The sequence below is a fragment of the Streptomyces sp. RKAG293 genome, assembly GCF_023701745.1.
In the GTDB taxonomy this organism is placed as follows: Bacteria; Actinomycetota; Actinomycetes; order Streptomycetales; family Streptomycetaceae; genus Actinacidiphila.
In genome coordinates, this window is record NZ_JAJOZB010000001.1 from 1,801,762 (window position 1) to 1,821,437 (window position 19,676).

Sequence of the window (19,676 nt, forward strand, 5' to 3'; positions counted from 1 at the left end):
GACACAGGTGGGGGGTCGCGCCGAATTGAACGGGGAGAACGCGACGGGCGCGCCAATACGCGCGGAGACTCCCATGGCGAATTGCCACACACAAGATGTCGGGCGCCCCAAGCACGGGCAAAGCCGCCGGACGTCCTGATACGCGCCACCGGGGCCACCCGAACCGGCCACCCTGGAGCGGCGGCCGCTCGGCCGCCGAACTTCGGGCGGCCGTCACCGGGGCCCTCGACGAGGCGGAGCGGGCGTGGACGGCCGTCGGCCTGCGGGACCTGGAGCGGCCGGTGCGCTATCGCGACGCCACGCTGTCGGCCGCCGCGCTCGCCTGGTGGCGGGAGTTGGAGATCCACACGGCGGACGCCGCGATCGGGTACCTGCCCGCACAGTGGTCACGGCCGTTCTGCGCGCACGTCCTGGAGTTCCTCGCGCCGCGCGTACCGGACGGTGTGCGGCTGACGCTCGCGGCGTCGGACGGCCCGGAGGCACCCGTCCTCGGGGACGGCGAACCGGTCACCGTGCGCAGCCCGCTCACCGACCTCACCGCCTGGCTGGCCGGCCGTGAGCCGCAGGGCCCGCTGGACAGCGGATCGGCGCCGCTGCCCGAACTCGGGCCGTGGCCATAGCGGTGCCGGTGCCGGTGCCGGTGCCGAACGACCGGCCGCCGGGCCTCGGTGACGAGGTCCGGCGGCCGGTGGCGGGCGTCGTCCGGGACGGACGCCTCAGGTGAGGTCGAACTCGCCGTCACGCGCGCCGAGTACGAAGGCGCGCCATTCGGCGGGTGTGAAGATCAGCGACGGCCCGTCCGGGCTCCGCCCGTCCCGCATCGCGATGTAGCCCTCGATAAAGGCGATCTGGACGTCGCCCGTGCCCTGACTGCTGGACTGCCAGTCCGCGCTCGCAAGATCCAGCTGCGGCTTCTTACCGTTGGTCAACGGCTGTCCGATGGTGCTCTCGGCCACGTCCGCTCTCCTCCCACGTCGTCATCCGCGACCCAGCCTAGCCACCGGGCCCATCGCCCGACAGGCAATGGGACAAGCTGCCCGGATACACCGCCCGATCAGGTGGTGGGCCGGTCGGCGCCGACGAGCCACATCGAGAAGAACTGCGCGCCACCGCCGTACGCGTGGCCCAGCGCCCGGCGGGCCCCTTCCACCTGGTGCTCACCGGCCTGGCCGCGTACCTGCAGCGCCGCCTCGGCGAACCGGATCATGCCGGACGCGCCGATCGGGTTGGTGGACAGCACCCCGCCCGACGGGTTGACGGGCAGATCGCCGTCGAGTTCGGTGACGCCCGCCTCGGTGAGCTTCCAGCCCTCCCCCTCGGCGGCGAACCCGAGGTTCTCCAGCCACATCGGCTCGTACCAGGAGAACGGCACGTACATCTCGACCGCGTCGATCTCCCGGCGCGGATCGGTGATCCCGGCCTGCCGGTACACGTCGGCGGCGCAGTCCTTGCCGGCCTGCGGGCTGACGTAGTCCTTGCCCGCGAACATCGTCGGCTCGCTGCGCATGGCGCCGCCGTGCAGCCAGGCGGGCGGGCGCGGCGTACGGGCCGCGCCCTCGGTGTCGGTGAGCACCATCGCGACCGCGCCGTCGGAGGACGGGCAGGTCTCGGAGTAGCGGATCGGGTCCCACAGCATGGGGGCGGCCCGCACCTTCTCCAGCGTGATGTCCTTCTCGTGCAGGTGGGCGTAGGGGTTCTTCAGGGCGTTGCGGCGGTCCTTGAACGCGACGAGGGAGCCGATGTGGTCGGGCGCCCCGGTGCGGCGCATGTAGGCGCGTACGTGCGGGGCGAAGAAGCCGCCGGCGCCGGCGAGCAGCGGCTGCTGGAACGGGATGGGCAGCGAGAGCCCCCACATGGCGTTGGACTCGGACTGCTTCTCGAACGCGACGGTCAGTACGGTGCGGTGGACGCGGGCCGCGACCAGGTTCGAGGCGACCAGCGCGGTCGAGCCGCCGACCGAGCCCGCGGTGTGCACCCGCAGCATCGGTTTGCCGACCGCTCCGAGGGCGTCCGCCAGGTACAGCTCCGGCATCATCACGCCCTCGAAGAAGTCCGGGGCCTTGCCGATGACGACCGCGTCGATGTCGGCGAAGGTGAGTTCGGCGTCGGCGAGCGCCCGCAGGGCCGCCTCGCGCAGCAGCCCCGCGATCGACACGTCGTGCCGGGCCGCGACGTGCTTGGTCTGGCCGATGCCGACGACGGCCACGGGTGCCTTGCTCATTTCACATCCCCTTCCAGGACGGCGACCAGGTTCTGCTGCAGGCAGGGACCGGAGGTCGCGTGGGCCACGGCGCGGTCGGAGTCGCCGCGGTGGATGCGGGCGGCCGCCTCGCCCAGCCGGATCAGGCCGGCGGCCATCATGGGGTTGGCGGCGAGCGGACCGCCGGACGGGTTGACGGTCACCTCGTCGCCCAGCCGCAGCGCCCTGCGCAGGACGACCTCCTGGGAGGTGAACGGCGCGTGCAGTTCCGCGGTGTCGACCGGCGCGTCGAAGAGCCCGGCCCGTTCGGCCGCGAGCCGGGTGGACGGCGAGTCGGTGAGGTCGCGGACCCCGAGGCTGTGCGCCTCGATCCGGTGGTCCAGGCCGCGGATCCACGCGGGCCTGGCGCAGAGCCGGCGGGCGGTGTCCCCGGCGGCCAGCACGATCGCGGCGGCGCCGTCGCCGACCGGCGGGCAGTCCTGGCGGCGCAGCGGCTGCACGACGTACTCCCCGCCGTCACGGACGGACGTGAGCTGCGCGTACGGGTTGTCCCGCGCGGCGGCGCGGCTGCGGGCGGCGACCCCGGCGAGTTCGGGTTCGCTGGTGTGCCCCGCGTCGATGAGGGCCCGCGCCTGGAGCGCGGCGAGCGCGACCGGGTCGGGCCACAGCGGCGCGACGTAGTACGGGTCGAGCTGGCGGGTCAGGACCTCTCGGACGTCGCCGGGCGAGGACTTGCCGTAGGAGTACACCAGCGCGGTGTCGGCCTCACCGGTGAGGATCTTCACCCAGGCCTCGTAGAGCGCCCAGGCGCCGTCCATCTCGACATGCGATTCGGAGATCGGCGGCCAGGCGCCGACCCCGTCCAGGGCCATCGTGAAGGAGAAGGCCCGGCCGGCGAGGTAGTCCGACGACCCGGAGCAGGTGAAGCCGATGTCGCTGGCCTTCAACTCGACCTGGTCGAGCGCCTCGTGCAGCACGGGCATGAGCAGTTCGACCTCGGAGACCTCGGCCGTGCTGCGGGCGTGCTTGCTCTGGGCGAACGCCACGATCGCGACGTCCCGCATCTAGACCATCTCCTTGTACGTGTCGTAGTCGGCGTCGGGCTCTCCGGTCGGCCGGTAGTGGTCGGGGAAGCCGCCGTCCTCGCTCCACACGGGTTCGACGCGCATGCCCATCCGCACCTGGTCGTAGGGAAGGCCGCCGATGCGCCCGTGCAGGGCGAGGTCGGCGCCGTCCAGGGCGATGTGCGCGTAGACGTACGGCACTTCGATGTCGAGGCCACGGGCCTTGATGTTGACGATGCAGAAGGTGGTGATGGTGCCGCCGGGCCCCACCTCCACCTGTTCCTCGGTGGCGACGCCGCAGGTGGGGCAGGCGCCCCGGGGCGGGATGTAGACCTTGCGGCAGGACGGGCAGCGTTCGCCGATCATCTTGCGGTCGGCGAGCGCGGCGAGGTAGCGGGTCTGGGCCCGGCCGGGGCTGTAGACGTAGTCGAGGCGGGCGGGGGCGACGATGCCGGTCACCGGATCGGTGAACTCGCCGGTGTGCGCGGTGGCCGCGCGGTCCCGCTGCCCGGTCCCGTCGTCCGGTTCGAAGCAGGCGATGTCGGTGATCGCGCCGATCCGCTCGGCGGCCCAGCGGATCCGTACCCGCATTCCGGTGCTGACGGCGTCGGGGCCGGCCGCGTCCAGTGCGTGCAGCATCGCGGTATCGGCGCCGTCGAGCCGGACCAGGACCCAGGCGAAGGGCGTGGAGAGCGGCTGGTTGCGCCCGGGGTCGGGGTTCCAGGCCCAGGTGGTGACGGTGCCGGTGGCGCCGACCTCCACGAGTTCCCGCAGCTCCGCGGAGGTGACGGGGTCGTATTCGACGGGCGGTACGAGCACCCGGTCGTCGCCGGTGCGCACACCCAGCACGGTGCGCTCGCGCAGGCCGGTGAGGAACGCGCTCTGGACGGGGCCGAGCGAGCGGGTGAACGGGAACTCGACGACCAGTGGTGCGCTGAGGACTTCGGTCATGGGGGGCTTCTCTCCTTGGGTCCCTCGGGTCAGGCGCGCTTGAAGACCGCGGGGCGCTTCTCGGCGAAGGCCCGGGGACCTTCCTTCGCGTCGGCGGTGGCGAAGATCGGCCAGCCCCGCTCCAGTTCGTGCCGGAGTCCCTCCGTCTCGGTCATCTCCGCGGTGTCGTACACGGACGCCTTGACCGCCTCGACGGCCAGCGGCCCGTTGGCGTTGATCTGGTCCGCGATCTCCAGGGCCCGCTCCAGCGCCGTGCCGTCGGGCACGACATGGCCGATCAGGCCGATGTCCTTCGCCTCCGCCGCGGAGTAGGGGCGGCCGGTGAGCAGCATCTCCAGGGCGTGGGTGCGGGGGATCTGGCGGGGCAGCCGCACGGTGGAGCCGCCGATCGGGAAGAGCGCGCGCCGGACCTCGAAGAGCCCGAGGGTGGCGCTCTCCCCGGCGACGCGGATGTCGGTGCCCTGCAGGATCTCGGTGCCGCCGGCCACGCAGTACCCCTCCACGGCGGCGATCACCGGTTTGCGCGGCCGGTGGTGCCGGAGCATCGCCTTCCAGTGCAGATCGGGGTCCTCCTTCATCCGGTCGCGGTACTCCTGTCCGGCCATCGCGCCGTCGTCGGAGGCCAGCGCCTTGAGGTCCATGCCGGCGCAGAAGGTGCCGCCGGCCCCGGTGAGGACGATGGAGCGGATCGAGTCGTCGGCGTCGGCCGCCAGCCAGCCGTCGTACAGACCGACGAGCATCGGCAGCGAGAGGGCGTTCTTCGCCTCGGGCCGGTTCAGGGTCAGTACGAGCGTCGCGCCGACGCGCTCCACCGTGAGATGTTCCGTGCCGCCCATGGCCGGCCTCCAAGGTCGCAATCTTCCGTCGCGGACCTAGAACAGGTTGCAGTAGGCGCAGGTCGAGTTCAATAGTTTTCTGACTACCAGTCAGATTTCCCGCCCGGGAACCCTTCCCACCTCGCTCCAGGAGGGTTCTAATGACCGCCGAGACCTTCGCAGCATCGAGGCTGGAGGAGCCGTGGAGTACAACCTTGCCGACCTCTTCGAGTCGGTCGTGGACGTGGTCCCGGACCGGGAGGCGCTCGTCTACATCGACCACCCCGGAACGGGCGCCGAGCGGCGGCTGACGTACGCCCAGCTCGACGCGGCCGCGAACCGGATCGCGCACCACCTGATCGGCAGCGGGATAGCTCCCGGCGACCACGTCGGACTGCATCTCTACAACGGCATCGAGTACCTGCAGACGGCGCTGGCCTGCGTGAAGGCCCGCGCCGTGCCGGTGAACGTCAACTACCGGTACGTGGAGGAGGAGCTGGTCTACCTCTACCGGGACGCGGATCTGACGGCGCTGGTCTTCGACGCCGAGTTCACCGGACGGGTGGCCGCCGCACTGCCGCACACCGAGAAACTGCGGCATCTGGTCAGGGTGGGCGTGCCGGCCGGGGACGAGCGGGAACCGGCCATCGTCCCGGTCGCCTTCGCCGACGCCGAGGCGGCCGGATCACCGGACCGCGGCTTCCCGCCGCGGGCGGCGGACGACCAGTTCATCATCTACACCGGTGGCACCACCGGTATGCCCAAGGGCGTGATGTGGCGCCAGGAGGACCTCTTCTTCTCCGGCATGGGCGGCGGCGCGCCCACCGGCGAGCCGGTCAAGCGCCCCGAGGAACTGGCGGAGCGGGTCGCCGCGGGCGGCGAAGGGCTGGTCTTCTTCCCGACCCCGCCGCTGATGCACGGCACCTCCACGCTCACCGCGTTCATCGGCTTCAACTTCGGCCAGAAGGTCGTCATCCACCGCAAGTACGTGCCGGACGAGGTGCTGCGCACCATCGAGAAGGAGAAGGTCAGCAGCGTCTCGCTGGTCGGCGACGCCATGCTCCGGCCGCTGGCGGACGCGCTGGCCGGACCGCTGGCGGGCACCGACTGCTCCTCGCTGTTCACCATCTCCAGCTCGGGCGCGATCATGTCCGAGACGGTCCGCGCCCAGTTCCAGGCGCTGGTCCCGACCGTCATGATCCTGAACAACTTCGGCTCGTCGGAGTCCGGCTTCAACGGAACGGCCACCGACGACTCCGGCCCTGCCAACGGTTTCCGGCTGCGGGTCAACTCCCATATCGCGGTGGTCGACCTGGCCACGCTGGAGCCGGTCGCGGTCGGCGAACCGGGACGCATCGCCCTGCGCGGGCACGTTCCGCTCGGCTATTACAACGACCCGAAGAAGACGGCGGAGACGTTCTTCCAGCGGGACGGCGAGCGGTGGGTGCTGCTCGGGGACATGGCGACGGTCGACGATGACGGCGTCGTCACCGTTCTCGGGCGCGGTTCGCAGTGCATCAACACCGGCGGCGAGAAGGTCTATCCGGAGGAGGTCGAGGAGGCCCTCAAGGCGCACCCCGACGTCTACGACGCGCTGGTCGCCGGGGTGCCGGACGAGAAGTGGGGCAACCACGTCGCCGCCGTCGTCCAGCCGCGCGACGGCGCGGACCCGCTGACCCTCGACGACATCCAGGCGCACTGCCGCACCCGGCTGGCCGGCTACAAGATCCCGCGCAGCCTCGTCCTCATGGACCGCATCCAGCGCTCCCCGAGCGGCAAGGCCGACTACCGCTGGGCCCGTTCGGTGGCCACCGGCGCGGCGGAGGCCGGGCGGTAGTCCGGAGGCGGTAGCCCGGAGGCGGCAGTCCGGAGGAGGTTCCCACCCGTTGTCAGTGGCGGCACTTACGCTCGGCGGTCAGGATTCCCCGTCGATCACCGGAGTGCGCGCGTGTCCACCGATTCCACCTCGTTCCAGCGTCCCGAGCCGCCGTACTACGCCGTCATCATCACGACGCTGCCGAGCGGTGAGGACCCGGAGGGGTACGCGGACGCGAACCGCCGCATGGGACCGCTCTCCGCGAAGTGGCCCGGATATCTGGGCCGCGAGTCGGAGAGCGGACCCGACGGGCGCGATCTGCTGGTCGTCTACTACGCGGACGCGGAATCCATAGCCTCCTGGAAGGCCGACCCGGAGCACCTGGAGGTGCAACGGCTGGGCCGGGAGCGGTGGTACGCCTCGTACAGCGTCGAAGTGGCCCGCGTGGAGCGGGCCTACGGCTTCCGGCGCGACTAGGGGCTGTCGTCTGGATCTCCGTGGGGGAAGGAGCGGTGTCCGGTGCGTGCAGGTGCAAGGCGGAGGAGGGAGGCGACGCGGAGCGTCGTCGACCGACGACAACGCGGCAGATGTGCGTGCTGGACACCGCGACGCCGCGGAGATCCAGACGACAGACCCTAGGGCCTGTCCGGGCGAGGCGGTGCGCCAAGCGGCGAACCGCCTCACTTCGTGGACTCTGTACCTACTAGTATGTACACTCGGATCATGGACACCGCGGAACGGTTGATCGAGAGCACCCGGGAACTCCTCTGGGAACGCGGCTACACCGGCACCAGCCCCAAGGCCATCCAGCAGCACGCGGGCGCCGGCCAGGGCAGCATGTACCACCACTTCTCCGGCAAACCCGAGCTCGCGCTGACCGCGATGCGGCGCAGCGCGGAACAACTGATGGCGCAGGCCGACGCCCAGTTGTCCAGCGGCACCGCTCTCGAGCGGGTCTCGGCCTATCTGCTGCGTGAGCGCGACGCGCTGCGCGGCTGCCGGGTCGGCCGGATGGCGATGGATCCGGACGTGATCGACAGCCCGGAGCTGCGCCGCCCGGTGCAGGAGACCTTCACCTGGCTGCGCGGACGGCTCGCGGAGATCATCGCCGAGGGCCTGGCCGCGGGCGAGTTCGACGCCGCGCTCGATCCGCGGGACACCGCCGCCATGATCACCGCCGTCGTCCAGGGCGGCTATGTGCTCGCCCGCGCCGAGGGCTCGCAGGAGCCGTTCCACCAGGCGGTGCGCGGCGCGGTCGCACTGCTCGCCGCCCGTTCGACCACCGCCGAGCGGTGACCGCCGCCGAGCCGTAGGGAGTTCAGCCCGATGCACGCCATGCAGTACCGGATCACGCTGCCCGCCGACTACGACATGAAGATCATCCGCCGTCGGGTCGAGTCCAGGGGCCATCTGCTCGACGACTTCCCCGGCCTCGGGCTCAAGGCGTATCTCATCCGCGAACGCGGCACCGACGGTTCGCCCGTCAACCAGTACGCGCCGTTCTATCTGTGGAACACCCCGCAGGGAATGAACAGCTTCCTCTGGGGGCCGGGATTCCGGGGAATCATCGATGACTTCGGGCGCCCCGAGGTCGAGCACTGGACCGGGCTGGCCTTCGAGCACGGGCCCGCGGCGGGCCGGGTCCCCCGTGCGGCCACCCGCCGCGCCGTGCCGATCCCGCCCGGCGAGGATCCGGCCGCCGTCATCGACCGCGCCGCCGGCGCCGTCCGCGAGTACGCCGCCACCCCCGGCGTGCACTCGGCCGCGCTCACCGTCGACCCCCGGCACTGGGAGCTGCTGCACTTCACGCTCTGGGAGCACACCGCTCCCGCCGCGGCCGGGGACCGCTACGAGGTGCTGCACGTGTCGGCGCCCGAACTGGACACCATCGAGACGGGACGACAGTGGTGAAGCAGGCGAACATCGACCGCGAGGCGGGCTACCGGCTGCTCGGCGAACTGGCGGGCCCGGAGACGATCGAGGCCACCCTCTCCCGGCTCGACGCGGTCGCCCCCGGCTTCCCGGACTGGATCGTGACGGCCCTGTTCGGCGGCACCTACCAGCGTGAGGGGCTGGCGCTGCGCGACCGGCAGATCGCCAACCTCGCCGCGCTGGCGGCGCTGGGCGGTGTGGAGCCGCAGTTGGACGACCATGTGCGCAACAGCCTGCGCATCGGGATCGAGCCGCGCGAGATCGTCGAGGTGATGGTCCATCTCGCCCCCTACATCGGCGTGCCGAAGGCGCTGGCGGGGCTGCGCGTCGTGACGGGCGCGCTCGGGAAGGACGCGCTCGCGACGGACGAGAGCGGGAAGAACGAGAGCGGGAAGAACGCGACCGCATGAGGACGGTCCGAACGGTCCTCGGCGACATCCCGCCCGGGCAGTTGGGCGTCACCGACGCGCACGACCATCTCTTCTTCCGCGTTCCGGCCCTCGCCGGACAGGAGCTGGACTCCCCCGGCGCCGCGGAGGCCGAGCTGCGGACGTTCCACGAACTGGGCGGCCGCGGCGTGGCGCAGTGGACGCCGTTCGGCCTGGGGCGGCGCGCCGCCGACCTCCCGGCGGTCTCCCGGGCCTCGTCGGTGCACGTGGTGGCCGCGACCGGGCTGCACCAGGCCGCGCACTACGCGCCGAAGGCGCTGGACCGGCTGCGGGGCCGGGCGGCCGAGTTCTTCGTGTCGGAGCTGACGCAGGGGCTGCGGCCGGGTGACGACCCCGACGCCCCGCCCGGCACCGCCCGCGCGGGCATGATCAAGGTCGCGGGCGGTTTCCACGCCCTCGACGCGCACGCCCGGTACGTCATGACGGCGGCGGCGCAGGCCCATCACGCGACCGGTGCCCCGATCGGTGTCCACCATGAGCTGGGCACGGCGGCGCCCGACGTCCTCGAACTGCTCTGCGGGAAGCTGGAGGTGCCGCCGGCGAGCGTGATCCTCGGCCACCTCAACCGCTCGCCCGACCTCCGCGCGCACCGCGAACTCGCCGCGTCCGGGGCCTTCCTCGCCTTCGACGGCCCCTCACGGGCCAACCACGCCACCGACTGGCGGCTGCTGGACTGTCTGCTCGCCCTCGCGGAGGCCGGCCACACCGGACAGCTGCTGCTCGGCGGTGACACCACGACGGCCGCGGCACGCGCCGCGACCGGCGGCGGGCCCGGTATGCCGTATCTGCTGCACACCCTGCGGCCGCGGATCGAGCGGGAACTGGGCGTGCGGGCGGCCGAGGCGCTCTTCGTGGCCAATCCGGCGCGGGCGCTGTCAGCCGAGTGGATCGACGGCTAGGACGGGCCCGGTCGCGAGCTCCGCGACGACGGCGGCGTGATCGGAGGGCCACACCCCGTCGACGGGCGCGTCGCCCGCGCGGCGGGCGCTGCGGACCCGGCCGCGGCCACCGGGGCCCGGGAGTCCGACGAGGAGGTAGTCGATACAGCTCGGGCGGTCACCGAAGTTGACCGAATCCCGGTGGGCGATGTCCCAGGTGCCGTGCGGCTGCGAGGGGTCGGCGAAGCGCCAGGCGTCCAGCAGCACCAGCCCGGGTACGGCGGGTGCCGTCCGGTAGCCGCCGATCAGCCGCATCTCGTCGAAGTCGGGCTCCGCGTTGAAGTCGCCGGACACGACGGGCGGGAAGCTCCCGCCCGCCCGCTCCGTCCCCCACCCCGTCCGTTCGTCCACGAACGCCGCCAGCTCGCGCACCTGCGCGCAGCGCACGGCGGACTCCGCCGGGCCGGAGTTGAGATGGGTGGTGAAGAACGGCAGCGGGCCCCCGGGGGCGTCGATCAGGGCGTGCAGGACGGTCTTGCCGTCGTCGGGGAAGCCGCCCGCCGGCAGCCGGCGCTCCGCCGTCTCCAGGATCGGGTACCGGCTCAGGACCGCGACTCCCACGTCGACCGAGGTGTCACCGCCGTTGCGCCGGTGCCAGCGGTCCTGGACCGGTGAGCGGGACCAGGCCCATTCCATGCCGAGTTCCTTGGCGAGCCACCCGGCGAAGTTCTCGCTCGTGCTCCCCCACACCTCCTGCAGCCCCAGGACATCGGGCCGTTCCTCCCGCAGCACGTGCGCGATCGCGTCCCTGCGCGCTTCCCAGGGCCCGAACCGCCACCACAGATTCCAGGTCATCAGGCGGATGGTCCCACCGTCCCGGGCGCTCGCAGTATCCACTGGCCGCTTCCTCTCCCGACGCCTACGGTGGCGGAATGCCCACCCAGGTGATCATTCTCAACGGCGGATCCAGTGCGGGGAAGAGCGGAATCGCCCGCTGTCTGCAAACCGTCCTTCCGGAACCATGGCTGAGCTTCGGCGTCGACACCCTCGTCGACGCGCTGCCCGCCGCGATGCGGGCCTCGGACTCCGGTATCTCCTTCGGCCCGGACGGCGACGTGACCACCGGGGCCGCGTTCCGGCTGCTCGACGTGGCCTGGGCCGAGGGCATCGCGGCCATGGCGCGCGCCGGTGCCCGGATCGTCGTCGACGAGGTGTTCCTCGGCGGCGCCGGCTCGCAGGCCAGATGGCGCACGGCACTGGCGGGTCTCGAGGTGCTGTGGGTCGGGGTGCGGTGCGAGGCCGGGGTCGCCGCGGAGCGGGAGGCCGCCCGAGGTGACCGGGTCGCGGGCATGGCACGCTCCCAGGCCCTGCTCGTGCACGAAGGGGTGGAGTACGACCTCGAGGTGGACACCACCCGCACCGAGTCGCTGGTGTGCGCCCGCGCCATCGCCGCGCGGACCGGCTGATCCCGGGGCGCCCACCGGCCTCGGGGCTCGCCTTTCCGGGCGTCTGAAAGGATATTCGGACCACCGTTGTCTCGGGAGAAGGCCACTCATGCAGCCGTCGCACGCGTCGTCGCCCCGGTCCGCCGGGCCGGTCACCGGGCCCGGGGCCGGCGCCGTCCTGGAGAGCAACCGGCTGCGGTCGGACCCGGCGCCCTGGTGGATGCCGCTGTCGACGGCCGTGCTCGCGGGCGTCATCGCCTGTGTGCTGGCGGACGACCGGCTGCTGCGGCTGGTGGTGCCGTTCGCCGTGGCGGCGCTCGCCTGGGGTGCCGCCGCCGGATGGCGGCGGCTGCGGCCGCTGACGTTCTGGCGGCTGAGCGCGAGCGGGCTGCAGCAACTGCGGGGCGGCCGGGTGCGGGTGACCCATCCGTTCTCCCGCGAGCGGCCGCTGACGCTGCTGGTGCCGGACCTCGAGGTCCTGGCGCCGGCCGAGTACGGGGCGACGAAAGTCGGCAGGCTCTGCTCGATGGGCGTGGAGGACATGGCGCTGGCGATGTTCCCGTTCCATCTGACGGCCCGGCGGCTCGGCGCCCCGGTCCGGATCGTGGACCGGCAGGGCGCGGCCTCGGGCGCGGCGGTGCACTGGGAGACGGTCTTCGCCCGCCGCGAGGCGGCGCTGCTGTCCGCCGCGGCGGAGGGACCGCTGCCGGCGGCCCAGGAGGGCGCGGTCGAGCTGTCGAGGGCCGAACCGGGGCTGCGCGCCCGGCAGTACGGACGCCGGCTGGCGGCGCTGGCCTGCGGTGCGACCGCGCTGCTGGTCGCGGCGGTCGTCGACGGCCCGACGGCGGTCCCCGGACGCGTCGCGCTGATCAACGCCCTCGGTGTCGCGGTCGTGGTGCTGGCCGCGGGACACCTCGTCCGGCTGGCCAGGAACCGGCCCGCGCACTGGACCGTCACCCCGGAGCGGATCACCGCCTTCGACCCGGTCTTCGGCAGCACCGACCTGGCCGCCGAGCGCATCGCCGGGCTGGTCGCGCAGCCGCTGTCCGCTCCCGGCACGGGAGGCGGCGGGGCCGAGCCGGCGGCGCTGCTGCAGGTCTACGGCCATGACCTGGCGCTGCTGGGCACCGCGCACACCGGCCGGATCCCGGCGGAGGAGCTGTTCGCGGTGCTGCGGTCGCGCGGCTACCGGGTGATCGAGGACGGGCCGCGCAGCCGCGCCTACGATCTGCGGCCGGGCTTCCTCCCCCATCAGATCGCCCCGGACGCCGTGCTGGCCGTCAGCTCGGAGTATCTGCGCTGGGAGGGCGGCAGCACGGAGATCCGGGTCCAGCGCGCGGACATCGGCGCGATGGAGATCAACACCCGTCACGGCCACCCCTGGCTGCGGCTGCGCGGCAAGGACGGGACCGAGCAGCTGAACGCGCCGCTCAGCGCGCTCCGCATCTCCCGCACCGAACTGCGGGACCGGGCGCGGGCGTTCGGCTATCCGCTCACCGACCCGGAGCACGACGCCTACCAGACGGCGGCCTACGCGAGCCTGACGGCGGGCGTCGTCCAGGACCGGCCGGAACTGCCCGCCGGGGCGTCCGCGGAGCCCGTCGTGCTGGACATGCCCTGGGCCACCCGCAAGTGGTACTACATCGCGGGCGCCGTGCTCATGGTCGTCGTGGTGGGCGTGGCCGGCTTCAAGACGCGCTATCTCAGCGGTGACATGAGCTGGCTCCTGTGGGGTCTGCCGGCGGCCGCGGCGGCCGGCGCGCTGCTCGGCGGACTGTACGACCTGCGCCGCCCGGGGCTGGCCCTCGGCCCGGACGGCATCCGCCTCGCCTCGCGCGGCGGTTCGGGCCGTACCCGGTGGGAACACCCCCGGACCGCGATCGGCGGCATCGGCGTCGACACCCACGAGGAGGGCCAGGAGGCGCTCTTCGTCTGGTCGCCGACCGGCCAGGTCATCCGCAAGGAGAGCTTCGACCTGCCGGACACCGACCAGTTGCGCCGGGCCTGCGAGAGCGCCGGCCTGCCGTTCGGCCGCCCGGACCCGGGCCGCTGGGGCCCGCCGCCGGAGATCTGACGCGGCCCCGCCCGCCGGTCAGGGCGAGCGGGCGCCTGCCGACCGGCGGTCAGCGCGAGCGGGCGCCCGCCGACCGGCGGTCGTGGTCACAGCGCGCGGTCGCGGCCCTCCCAGTACGGGTCGCGCAGCCGCCGCTTGTAGAGCTTGCCGTTGGGGTCGCGGGGCATCTCGGTGATGAAGTCGACGGTCCTGGGCCGCTTGTAGCCGGCGAGCCGCTTCTCGCAGTGGGCCAGGATGTGGTCGGCCAGTTCGGGCCCCGCCTTGTGGCCGGCGGCGGGTTCGATGACGGCCTTGACCTCCTCGCCCCAGCTGTCGTGCGGGATCCCGAAGGCCGCGGCGTCGGCGACGGCGGGGTGGGTGAGCAGCGCGGCCTCGATCTCGGCGGGGTAGATGTTGACGCCACCGGAGATGATCATGTCGATCTTGCGGTCGCGCAGATACAGATAGCCGTCCTCGTCGAGATAGCCGAGGTCGCCGACGGTGAAGAAGTCGCCGATGCGGTTCTTCCTCGTCTTGCCCTCGTCCTTGTGGTAACTGAAGCCGCCCGTCTTCATGTTGATGTAGACGGTGCCGACCTCGCCCGCCGGCAGCGGGTTGCCGTCGTCGTCGTAGATGGCGATCTCGCTGATCGGCCACGCCTTGCCGACGGTGCCGGGCCGCTTGAGCCAGTCGGCGGCGGGTGCGAAGGTGCCGCCGCCCTCGCTGGCGGCGTAGTACTCCTCGACGCAGGGCCCCCACCAGTCGAGCATGGCGCGCTTGACGTGCTCGGGGCAGGGCGCGGCGCCGTGGATGGCGTGCCGCATGGAGGAGACGTCGTAGCGCTCCTTCACCGGCTCCGGGAGGGCCAGCAGGCGGTGGAACTGGGTGGGCACCATGTGCGTGTGGGTGCAGCGGTAGCGGTCGATGACGCGGAGCATCTCCTCGGGCGACCACTTGTCCATCAGGACGACGGGGTGCCCGATGTGCAGTGCCGCGCCCGCGAACTGGAGCACCGCGGTGTGGTAGAGCGGCGAGCAGACGAGATGGACGTTGTCGTCGAACGGCTTGATGCCGAAGATCCCGAGGAACCCGCCGAGGTAGGTCTCCTCGGGGAGCTTCCCGGACAGCGGGCGGCGGATGCCGCGGGGGCGTCCGGTGGTGCCCGAGGTGTAGTTCATGACCCAGCCGCTGGTGCGGTCCGCGGGCGCGCCGACCGGCTGTCCGCCGGTCAGTTCGGCGTACGGCCGGAAGCCCGGCACCTCGCCGACCGAGAACCGCCGGTCCACCGGGAACTCCGCCTCGTCGGCGGCGGCCAGCGCGTCGGCCGCGAACCGCTCGTGGGCGATGAGGACCTTGGCGCCGGAGTCGGACAGGATCCAGGCGATCTCGGGTGCCACGAAGTGGTGGTTGACCGGCACCAGGTAGAAGCCGGCCTGGAACGCGGCGAGATAGGCGGTGAAGAACTCGACGCTGTTGGGCAGCACGACCGCGAAGGCGTCACCGGGTTCGAGCCCGGCCTCGCGCAGTCCGTGGACGAGCTGGTTGCAGGCGGCGCTGAGCCGGCCGGCGTTCCATTCGTCGCCGTCCGGGGCGACCAGCACCAGCCGGTCGGGGTCCTGGGCGGCCTGTGCCCAGAAGCCGTTGGGTGCGGTGGACGTCATGGTGCCTCCTCAGGCTCGGCCGGCGATGCGGTTGATGCGGTCGACGGCCCGTTCGAAACCGCGGGTGAGATCGTCAAAGACCGCCTGGACGCTGCGTTCGGAGTTCATCTGGCCGACGATCTGGCCCACCGGGGTCCCGAGCAGCGGTTCGGTCTCGTACTTCTGGATCCGGGAGACCGCGTCGGCGACCAGCAGGCCCTGCAGCGGCATCGGCAGGGTGCCGGGCCCGGCCGGGTCCTCCCAGGCGTCGGTCCATTCGGTGCGCAGCTGGCGGGCCGGCTTGCCGGTCAGGGCCCGGGACCGGACGGTGTCGCCGGAGCCCGCCGCGAGCAGTTTGTCGATGAGCACCTGCGAGGGGAGTTCCGCCTCGGTGGTGGTGAGCCACACCGAGCCGAGCCAGACGCCCTGGGCGCCCAGGGCGAGTCCGGCGGCGACCTGTTCACCGGTGCCGATGCCGCCCGCGGCCAGCACGGGGATGCCCTCGACGGCGCTGACGACCTCGGGGACCAGCACCATGCTGGCGATCTCGCCGGTGTGGCCGCCTGCCTCGTAGCCCTGGGCGACGACGATGTCGATGCCGGCGTCCTTGTGGTGCCCGGCGTGCCGGGCGCTGCCGGCGAGGGCGGCGACGAGGATGTCGTGCTCGTGGGCGCGGGCGATGACGTCGGCGGGTGGCGAGCCCAGCGCGTTGGCGAGGAGTTTGATCGGGTAGTCGAAGGCGACGTCGAGCTGGTTGCGGGCGACCTGTTCCATCCAGCCGGTGATCCGCCAGCCCGACACGTCGTCCGGTCCCAGCTCCGGCACCCCGTGCTTGGCGAGCACCTGGCGGACGTACTCGCGGTGCCCTTCGGGGATCATGGCCTCGATGTCGGCCTCGGTCAGTGACTGCCCGCCGGGAGCCTCGACCTTCTTGGCGGGCATCACGACGTCGAGGCCGTAGGGCCGGCCGCCGGTGTTCTCCTCCATCCAGTCCAGGCTGCGGGCGAGTTCGTCCGCGTCCGAATAGCGCACCGCACCGAGCACGCCCATTCCCCCGGCGCGGCTGATGGCCGCGGCCACCGCGGGGAACGGCGTGAAGCCGAAGATGGCGTGCTCGATACCCAGCCGTTTGCTCAGCTCCGTCTCCATGGTGGGCAGGATGCCGCAGCGGGCGTGGAGACGGAAGAGATTATCTGACGCAACGTCAGATATTTGGGAAAGTCAGCGCCGCTCCCGGCCGTTCACGGCCACGCCCGGGGCGGCTTCCGGGACCGCTCCCGCCAACCCACGGCCGCTCCCGGGCACTCACAGCCGCTGCGGACCGCCCTGCTGCGCCGCGACCTTGCGGTAGAGCGCGAGTGCCTCCGCCGAGCGGCCGAGCTGCTCCAGGCAGTGCGCCTCGTCGTTGCGGCTGGTGAGGGTGTCGGGATGGGCCGGGCCGAGCACCCGTGTCCGGGCGTCGGCGACCTCTCGGTACACGTCCAGCGCGGTCTCCCACCGGCCCAGCCAGCCGAGCCCCACCGCGACCTCGCGCTTGCTGACCAGGGTGTCGGGGTGGTCCGCGCCCAGTGCCTGCTCACGGATCTCCGCGACGGTCCCCGCCTCGGCCAGCGCCTGGTCCCAGCGGCCGAGCCGGCCGAGGTTGACCCCCAGGGCGTGCCGGGCGCGCAGCGTCTCGGCGTCGGACGGGCCCGCCGTGCGGGTGCGGGCCGCGACCAGGTCGCGGTAGAGCTCCAGCGCCTCCGCGCTGCGCCCCAGCCGGCCCAGGCATATCCCCATCTCGTAGCGGGCGGCCAGGGTGTCCTGGTGGCCGGCCCCCTGGGTGCGCTCATGGGCGGCGGCCACCTCCCCGTACACCTCCAGCGCCTCGGCCCAGTGGCCGAGCTGCCCCAGCACGTAGCCCACCTCGTAGCGGGTGACCAGCGTCTCGGGGTGGTCGGGGCCCAGCACCCCGGCCCGGACCGCGGCGAGTTCGACGGCCATGGCGTGCGCCTCGTCGAGCCGTCCCAGCCGGCCCAGGTTGAAGGCCAGGTTGTGCCGGCAGCGCAGGGTGTCGGGGTGCTCGGCGCCCAGGGTGCGCTCACGGGCGGCGAGCACCGCGGAGTAGCCCTGGTGGGCCTCCAGGTGCAGGCCGAGCCGGCCGAGCGCGTACGCCGCCTCGTGCCGGGCGGCGAGGGTGTCGGGGTGGTCGGCGCCGAGCACCCGCTGCCGCACCCCGGCGACGTAGTCGTACAGCCGCATCGCGTCCTCGGTCCTGCCCAGCCGGGCCAGGCAGGACGCCGCCTCGTGGCGGCTGGTCAGGGTGTCCGGGTGCTCGGTGCCCAGCGCCCGGTCGCGTTCCGCGGCGACGGCCGTGTGCAGGTCGTACGCCTCCTGCCAGCGGCCCAGCCGCTCCAGGTCGATTCCCTCGGTGTGCCGGGCGGCCAGCGTCGCGAGCTGCTCGGGCGCGGGCGCGACGGCGCCCGAGGCGGCGCGAGTGGACCAGGCGCCGGTGAGTTCGTGGCGCGGCGGCGCGGCGGCGTGGAAGGCCCGGGTGGCACGGGCGCCGGAGTCGGAGGCCAGGTCGCGCGCCCAGGACGGCAGCGGGGCCGCCGGGACGACCGGGCGCTCCGCCGCCCCGCGCATCGCCTTCAGCCGGCCGCCGACGTCCGACGCGTTCTGCGGCCGGTCGTCCGGGGCCTTGGCGAGCAGGTCCAGGATGAGCCGCTCCAGCTCCTGCGGCAGGTCGGGCCGGCCGGCGCACAGCGGCTCGGGCACGGTGTCGCGGTGCGCGACCAGCACGGCCCAGGCGTCGTCCATGTCGAACGGCGGCGCCCCGGTGGCGAGCTCGTACAGCACACAGCCGAACGAGTACAGGTCGCTGCGCTGGTCGACCTCGGACGCGCCGATCTGTTCCGGCGACATGTAGTGCGGGGTTCCCATGGCGATGCCGGTGCCGGTGAGGCGGGAGGTGAAGCCGATGTCGTGGCCGAGCCGGGCGATGCCGAAGTCGCAGATCTTCACGGCGCCGTCGCTCAGCCGGATGATGTTGGCCGGTTTCAGATCCCGGTGCACGATGCCCTGCGCGTGGGTGTAGGCCAGCGCCGACGCGACCTGTTCCGCGATGTCCATGAGGTCCGGGACCGGCAGCGGCTGGCGCCGGGCGTCGTCCAGCACCTGGAGCAGATTGCGTCCGTCGAGCAGTTCCATCACCAGGAACAGCACGCCGTCGTGCTCGCCGAAGTCGTGCACCACGGTCACCCCGCGGTGCTGCAGCGAGGCCGCCACCCGGGCCTCGCGCCGGAACCGCTCCTGCAGGATCCGGGTGAACCCGGCGTCCGCCGCCGGGCTCAGCGGCTTGAGGCACTTGACCGCGACCCGCCGCCCGAGCGACTCGTCCAGTGCCAGCCAGACCTCGCCCATCCCGCCCCGGCCGATCAGCTCGTTCAGCCGGTACCGGCTCTGAATGAGCGTGCCACTGCCATCGTGTACAGCCGCCATCATCCGCCGCCGCCCCCGTCGTTCCGCGTACGTCCCCCGGCGTCCAGTATGGCCGCAGGTACCGCCGGGCGGCACGCCGCATTACGGCAGGGAACGAGCCCCTTCGCGCAGCTTGTACACGGACGGATGGCTTCCGGGCCCCAGCCGCCCCACCGCCTTGAGGATATGTCCCGGCGGCAGCTGCCAGCGCAGCTGGGAGGGGATGGTGCGCAGCGCCCGGCCGGCCAGCCGCAACCGCAGCCCGGCGGCCGCCGCGGACGGTGCGGGCCGGCCGTACAGCCGCTGGGCGAACGGCGGCAGCGCCCCGTAGGCCAGGTCCGCGACCCGGGCCCACAGCAGGGCCCTGGCCGGCACCAGGGGCCAGGGCACCGGCGGTGCGTGCAGGAACTCGTACACCGCGTCCGAGTCCGCGGTGGCGGCCAGCTCCGGCCGGACCTTCTCGAAGTAGTCGGCGAGCGCCAGGGTGCTGTCGGGGACCGTGCCGGGATCCAGGCCGACCAGCCGCGCGGCGGTGCGCTGCTCGTCGACGTAGGCGTCGGCCTGGCCGACGGTGAGCGGCAGCCCGGACCGTCTGGCGGCCGCCAGGTACGAGTCGATCTCGGCGCAGTGCACCCACAGCAGCAGTTCCGGGTCGTCCACGCCGTACCGCTCACCGGTGCGCGGATCGGTCGCGCCGAGCCTGCGGTGTATGCCGCGCACCCTGGCCCCGGCCCGCTCGGCCTGGAGGGAGGTGCCGTAGGTGATCGTGCCGACGAAGTCGGCGGTCCGCAGCAGCCGCCCCCAGGCGTCCTTCCGGAAGTCGGAGTTCTCCATGACGCCCCGCACGGCGCGGGGGTGCAGGGCCTGCAGATACAGGGCGCGCACCCCGGCGACCCACATGATCGGGTCGCCGTGCAGCTGCCAGGTGACCGACCCGGGCCCGAAGAGCCCGGGGTCCGCGTCGCGCATCGCCG

General features: G+C 72.8%; 19 protein-coding genes. 9 read left to right on the forward strand and 10 right to left on the reverse strand.

Annotation, left to right across the window (positions count from 1 at the left end; genetic code table 11):
• Window positions 1-95 precede the first annotated feature (95 nt).
• The gene (locus tag LNW72_RS07820; protein ID WP_250974730.1) at window positions 96-620 is read left to right on the forward strand and encodes a hypothetical protein; all 525 of its coding nucleotides are present in this window, start codon (window positions 96-98) and stop codon (window positions 618-620) included.
• 96 nt (window positions 621-716) lie between these two features.
• Here the strand turns inward: LNW72_RS07820 and LNW72_RS07825 are convergent, their stop codons facing one another.
• From LNW72_RS07825 to LNW72_RS07845, 5 genes are all read right to left on the reverse strand, one after another.
• Window positions 717-956, reverse strand: coding sequence for a DUF397 domain-containing protein (locus LNW72_RS07825; protein WP_138353944.1), 240 nt, complete (start codon window positions 954-956; stop codon window positions 717-719).
• Window positions 957-1,054: 98 nt separating this feature from the next.
• A complete protein-coding gene (locus tag LNW72_RS07830; protein ID WP_138353945.1) occupies window positions 1,055-2,221 on the reverse strand; it encodes a thiolase domain-containing protein in 1,167 nt (388 codons plus the stop codon).
• The gene (locus LNW72_RS07835) at window positions 2,218-3,264 is read right to left on the reverse strand and encodes a thiolase domain-containing protein (RefSeq protein WP_250974731.1); all 1,047 of its coding nucleotides are present in this window, start codon (window positions 3,262-3,264) and stop codon (window positions 2,218-2,220) included. The genes LNW72_RS07830 and LNW72_RS07835 overlap by 4 nt, the downstream gene beginning before the upstream one ends.
• Window positions 3,265-4,215, reverse strand: coding sequence for an OB-fold nucleic acid binding domain-containing protein (locus LNW72_RS07840; RefSeq protein ID WP_250974732.1), 951 nt, complete (start codon window positions 4,213-4,215; stop codon window positions 3,265-3,267). It lies immediately after the preceding gene.
• A gap of 29 nt (window positions 4,216-4,244) precedes the next feature.
• Window positions 4,245-5,051: a crotonase/enoyl-CoA hydratase family protein gene (locus tag LNW72_RS07845; protein WP_250974733.1), complete on the reverse strand. Its 807-nt coding sequence runs from the start codon at window positions 5,049-5,051 to the stop codon at window positions 4,245-4,247.
• Between the two features lie 181 nt (window positions 5,052-5,232).
• Here LNW72_RS07845 and LNW72_RS07850 point away from each other — a divergent pair, with 181 nt between their 5' ends.
• From LNW72_RS07850 to LNW72_RS07875, 6 genes are all read left to right on the forward strand, one after another.
• Window positions 5,233-6,867 (forward strand): acyl-CoA synthetase, encoded by a 1,635-nt coding sequence (locus LNW72_RS07850; RefSeq protein ID WP_250974734.1) that lies wholly within the window; start codon window positions 5,233-5,235, stop codon window positions 6,865-6,867.
• 111 nt (window positions 6,868-6,978) lie between these two features.
• Window positions 6,979-7,323, forward strand: a complete 345-nt coding sequence (locus LNW72_RS07855) for an antibiotic biosynthesis monooxygenase (RefSeq protein WP_250974735.1) — start codon at window positions 6,979-6,981, stop codon at window positions 7,321-7,323.
• 246 nt (window positions 7,324-7,569) lie between these two features.
• Window positions 7,570-8,142 carry a TetR/AcrR family transcriptional regulator gene (locus LNW72_RS07860; protein WP_250974736.1) on the forward strand — a complete coding sequence of 191 codons (573 nt, stop codon included), beginning with the start codon at window positions 7,570-7,572 and terminating at the stop codon, window positions 8,140-8,142.
• 30 nt (window positions 8,143-8,172) lie between these two features.
• A complete protein-coding gene (locus tag LNW72_RS07865) occupies window positions 8,173-8,757 on the forward strand; it encodes a DUF4865 family protein (protein ID WP_250974737.1) in 585 nt (194 codons plus the stop codon).
• Entirely contained in the window at window positions 8,754-9,188 is a 435-nt protein-coding gene (locus LNW72_RS07870; RefSeq protein ID WP_250974738.1) for a carboxymuconolactone decarboxylase family protein, read from the forward strand. Before LNW72_RS07865 ends, LNW72_RS07870 begins: the two co-directional genes overlap by 4 nt.
• The gene (locus LNW72_RS07875) at window positions 9,185-10,126 is read left to right on the forward strand and encodes a phosphotriesterase (protein WP_250974739.1); all 942 of its coding nucleotides are present in this window, start codon (window positions 9,185-9,187) and stop codon (window positions 10,124-10,126) included. Before LNW72_RS07870 ends, LNW72_RS07875 begins: the two co-directional genes overlap by 4 nt.
• Here LNW72_RS07875 and LNW72_RS07880 read toward each other — a convergent pair.
• Window positions 10,103-10,960: an endonuclease/exonuclease/phosphatase family protein gene (locus tag LNW72_RS07880; protein WP_250974740.1), complete on the reverse strand. Its 858-nt coding sequence runs from the start codon at window positions 10,958-10,960 to the stop codon at window positions 10,103-10,105. The two genes, LNW72_RS07875 and LNW72_RS07880, sit on opposite strands and share 24 nt — an antisense overlap.
• 77 nt (window positions 10,961-11,037) lie before the next feature.
• On the opposite strand from LNW72_RS07880, the gene cpt reads away from it, so the two are divergent.
• Together cpt and LNW72_RS07890 are read left to right on the forward strand one after the other, a co-directional pair.
• Window positions 11,038-11,571 (forward strand): chloramphenicol phosphotransferase CPT, encoded by a 534-nt coding sequence (cpt, locus tag LNW72_RS07885; protein ID WP_250974741.1) that lies wholly within the window; start codon window positions 11,038-11,040, stop codon window positions 11,569-11,571.
• An 88-nt stretch (window positions 11,572-11,659) separates the two neighbouring features.
• Entirely contained in the window at window positions 11,660-13,624 is a 1,965-nt protein-coding gene (locus LNW72_RS07890; protein WP_250974742.1) for a hypothetical protein, read from the forward strand.
• A gap of 86 nt (window positions 13,625-13,710) precedes the next feature.
• Here LNW72_RS07890 and LNW72_RS07895 read toward each other — a convergent pair whose 3' ends face one another.
• From LNW72_RS07895 to LNW72_RS07910, 4 genes are all read right to left on the reverse strand, one after another.
• Window positions 13,711-15,264 (reverse strand): acyl-CoA synthetase, encoded by a 1,554-nt coding sequence (locus tag LNW72_RS07895; protein WP_250974743.1) that lies wholly within the window; start codon window positions 15,262-15,264, stop codon window positions 13,711-13,713.
• Between the two features lie 9 nt (window positions 15,265-15,273).
• Window positions 15,274-16,392 (reverse strand): nitronate monooxygenase family protein, encoded by a 1,119-nt coding sequence (locus LNW72_RS07900; protein ID WP_250974744.1) that lies wholly within the window; start codon window positions 16,390-16,392, stop codon window positions 15,274-15,276.
• Between the two features lie 156 nt (window positions 16,393-16,548).
• On the reverse strand, window positions 16,549-18,726 hold the full coding sequence (locus tag LNW72_RS07905; RefSeq protein ID WP_250974745.1) for a serine/threonine-protein kinase: 2,178 nt from the start codon (window positions 18,724-18,726) through the stop codon (window positions 16,549-16,551).
• Window positions 18,727-18,804: 78 nt separating this feature from the next.
• Window positions 18,805-19,671, reverse strand: a complete 867-nt coding sequence (locus tag LNW72_RS07910; protein ID WP_250974746.1) for an oxygenase MpaB family protein — start codon at window positions 19,669-19,671, stop codon at window positions 18,805-18,807.
• Window positions 19,672-19,676 lie beyond the last annotated feature (5 nt).

Bases quoted from the DNA above. Each gene is read 5' to 3' on its own strand.
- LNW72_RS07835 (WP_250974731.1), bottom strand. From the start codon at position 3,264: ATGCGGGACGTCGCGATCGTGGCGTTCGCCCAGAGCAAGCACGCCCGC.
- cpt (WP_250974741.1), top strand. From the start codon at position 11,038: ATGCCCACCCAGGTGATCATTCTCAACGGCGGATCCAGTGCGGGGAAG.
- LNW72_RS07890 (WP_250974742.1), top strand. From the start codon at position 11,660: ATGCAGCCGTCGCACGCGTCGTCGCCCCGGTCCGCCGGGCCGGTCACC.
- LNW72_RS07880 (WP_250974740.1), bottom strand. From the start codon at position 10,960: ATGACCTGGAATCTGTGGTGGCGGTTCGGGCCCTGGGAAGCGCGCAGG.
- LNW72_RS07900 (WP_250974744.1), bottom strand. From the start codon at position 16,392: ATGGAGACGGAGCTGAGCAAACGGCTGGGTATCGAGCACGCCATCTTC.
- LNW72_RS07895 (WP_250974743.1), bottom strand. From the start codon at position 15,264: ATGACGTCCACCGCACCCAACGGCTTCTGGGCACAGGCCGCCCAGGAC.
- LNW72_RS07845 (WP_250974733.1), bottom strand. From the start codon at position 5,051: ATGGGCGGCACGGAACATCTCACGGTGGAGCGCGTCGGCGCGACGCTC.
- LNW72_RS07865 (WP_250974737.1), top strand. From the start codon at position 8,173: ATGCACGCCATGCAGTACCGGATCACGCTGCCCGCCGACTACGACATG.
- LNW72_RS07860 (WP_250974736.1), top strand. From the start codon at position 7,570: ATGGACACCGCGGAACGGTTGATCGAGAGCACCCGGGAACTCCTCTGG.
- LNW72_RS07830 (WP_138353945.1), bottom strand. From the start codon at position 2,221: ATGAGCAAGGCACCCGTGGCCGTCGTCGGCATCGGCCAGACCAAGCAC.
- LNW72_RS07910 (WP_250974746.1), bottom strand. From the start codon at position 19,671: ATGCGCGACGCGGACCCCGGGCTCTTCGGGCCCGGGTCGGTCACCTGG.
- LNW72_RS07840 (WP_250974732.1), bottom strand. From the start codon at position 4,215: ATGACCGAAGTCCTCAGCGCACCACTGGTCGTCGAGTTCCCGTTCACC.
- LNW72_RS07820 (WP_250974730.1), top strand. From the start codon at position 96: ATGTCGGGCGCCCCAAGCACGGGCAAAGCCGCCGGACGTCCTGATACG.
- LNW72_RS07905 (WP_250974745.1), bottom strand. From the start codon at position 18,726: ATGATGGCGGCTGTACACGATGGCAGTGGCACGCTCATTCAGAGCCGG.
- LNW72_RS07875 (WP_250974739.1), top strand. From the start codon at position 9,185: ATGAGGACGGTCCGAACGGTCCTCGGCGACATCCCGCCCGGGCAGTTG.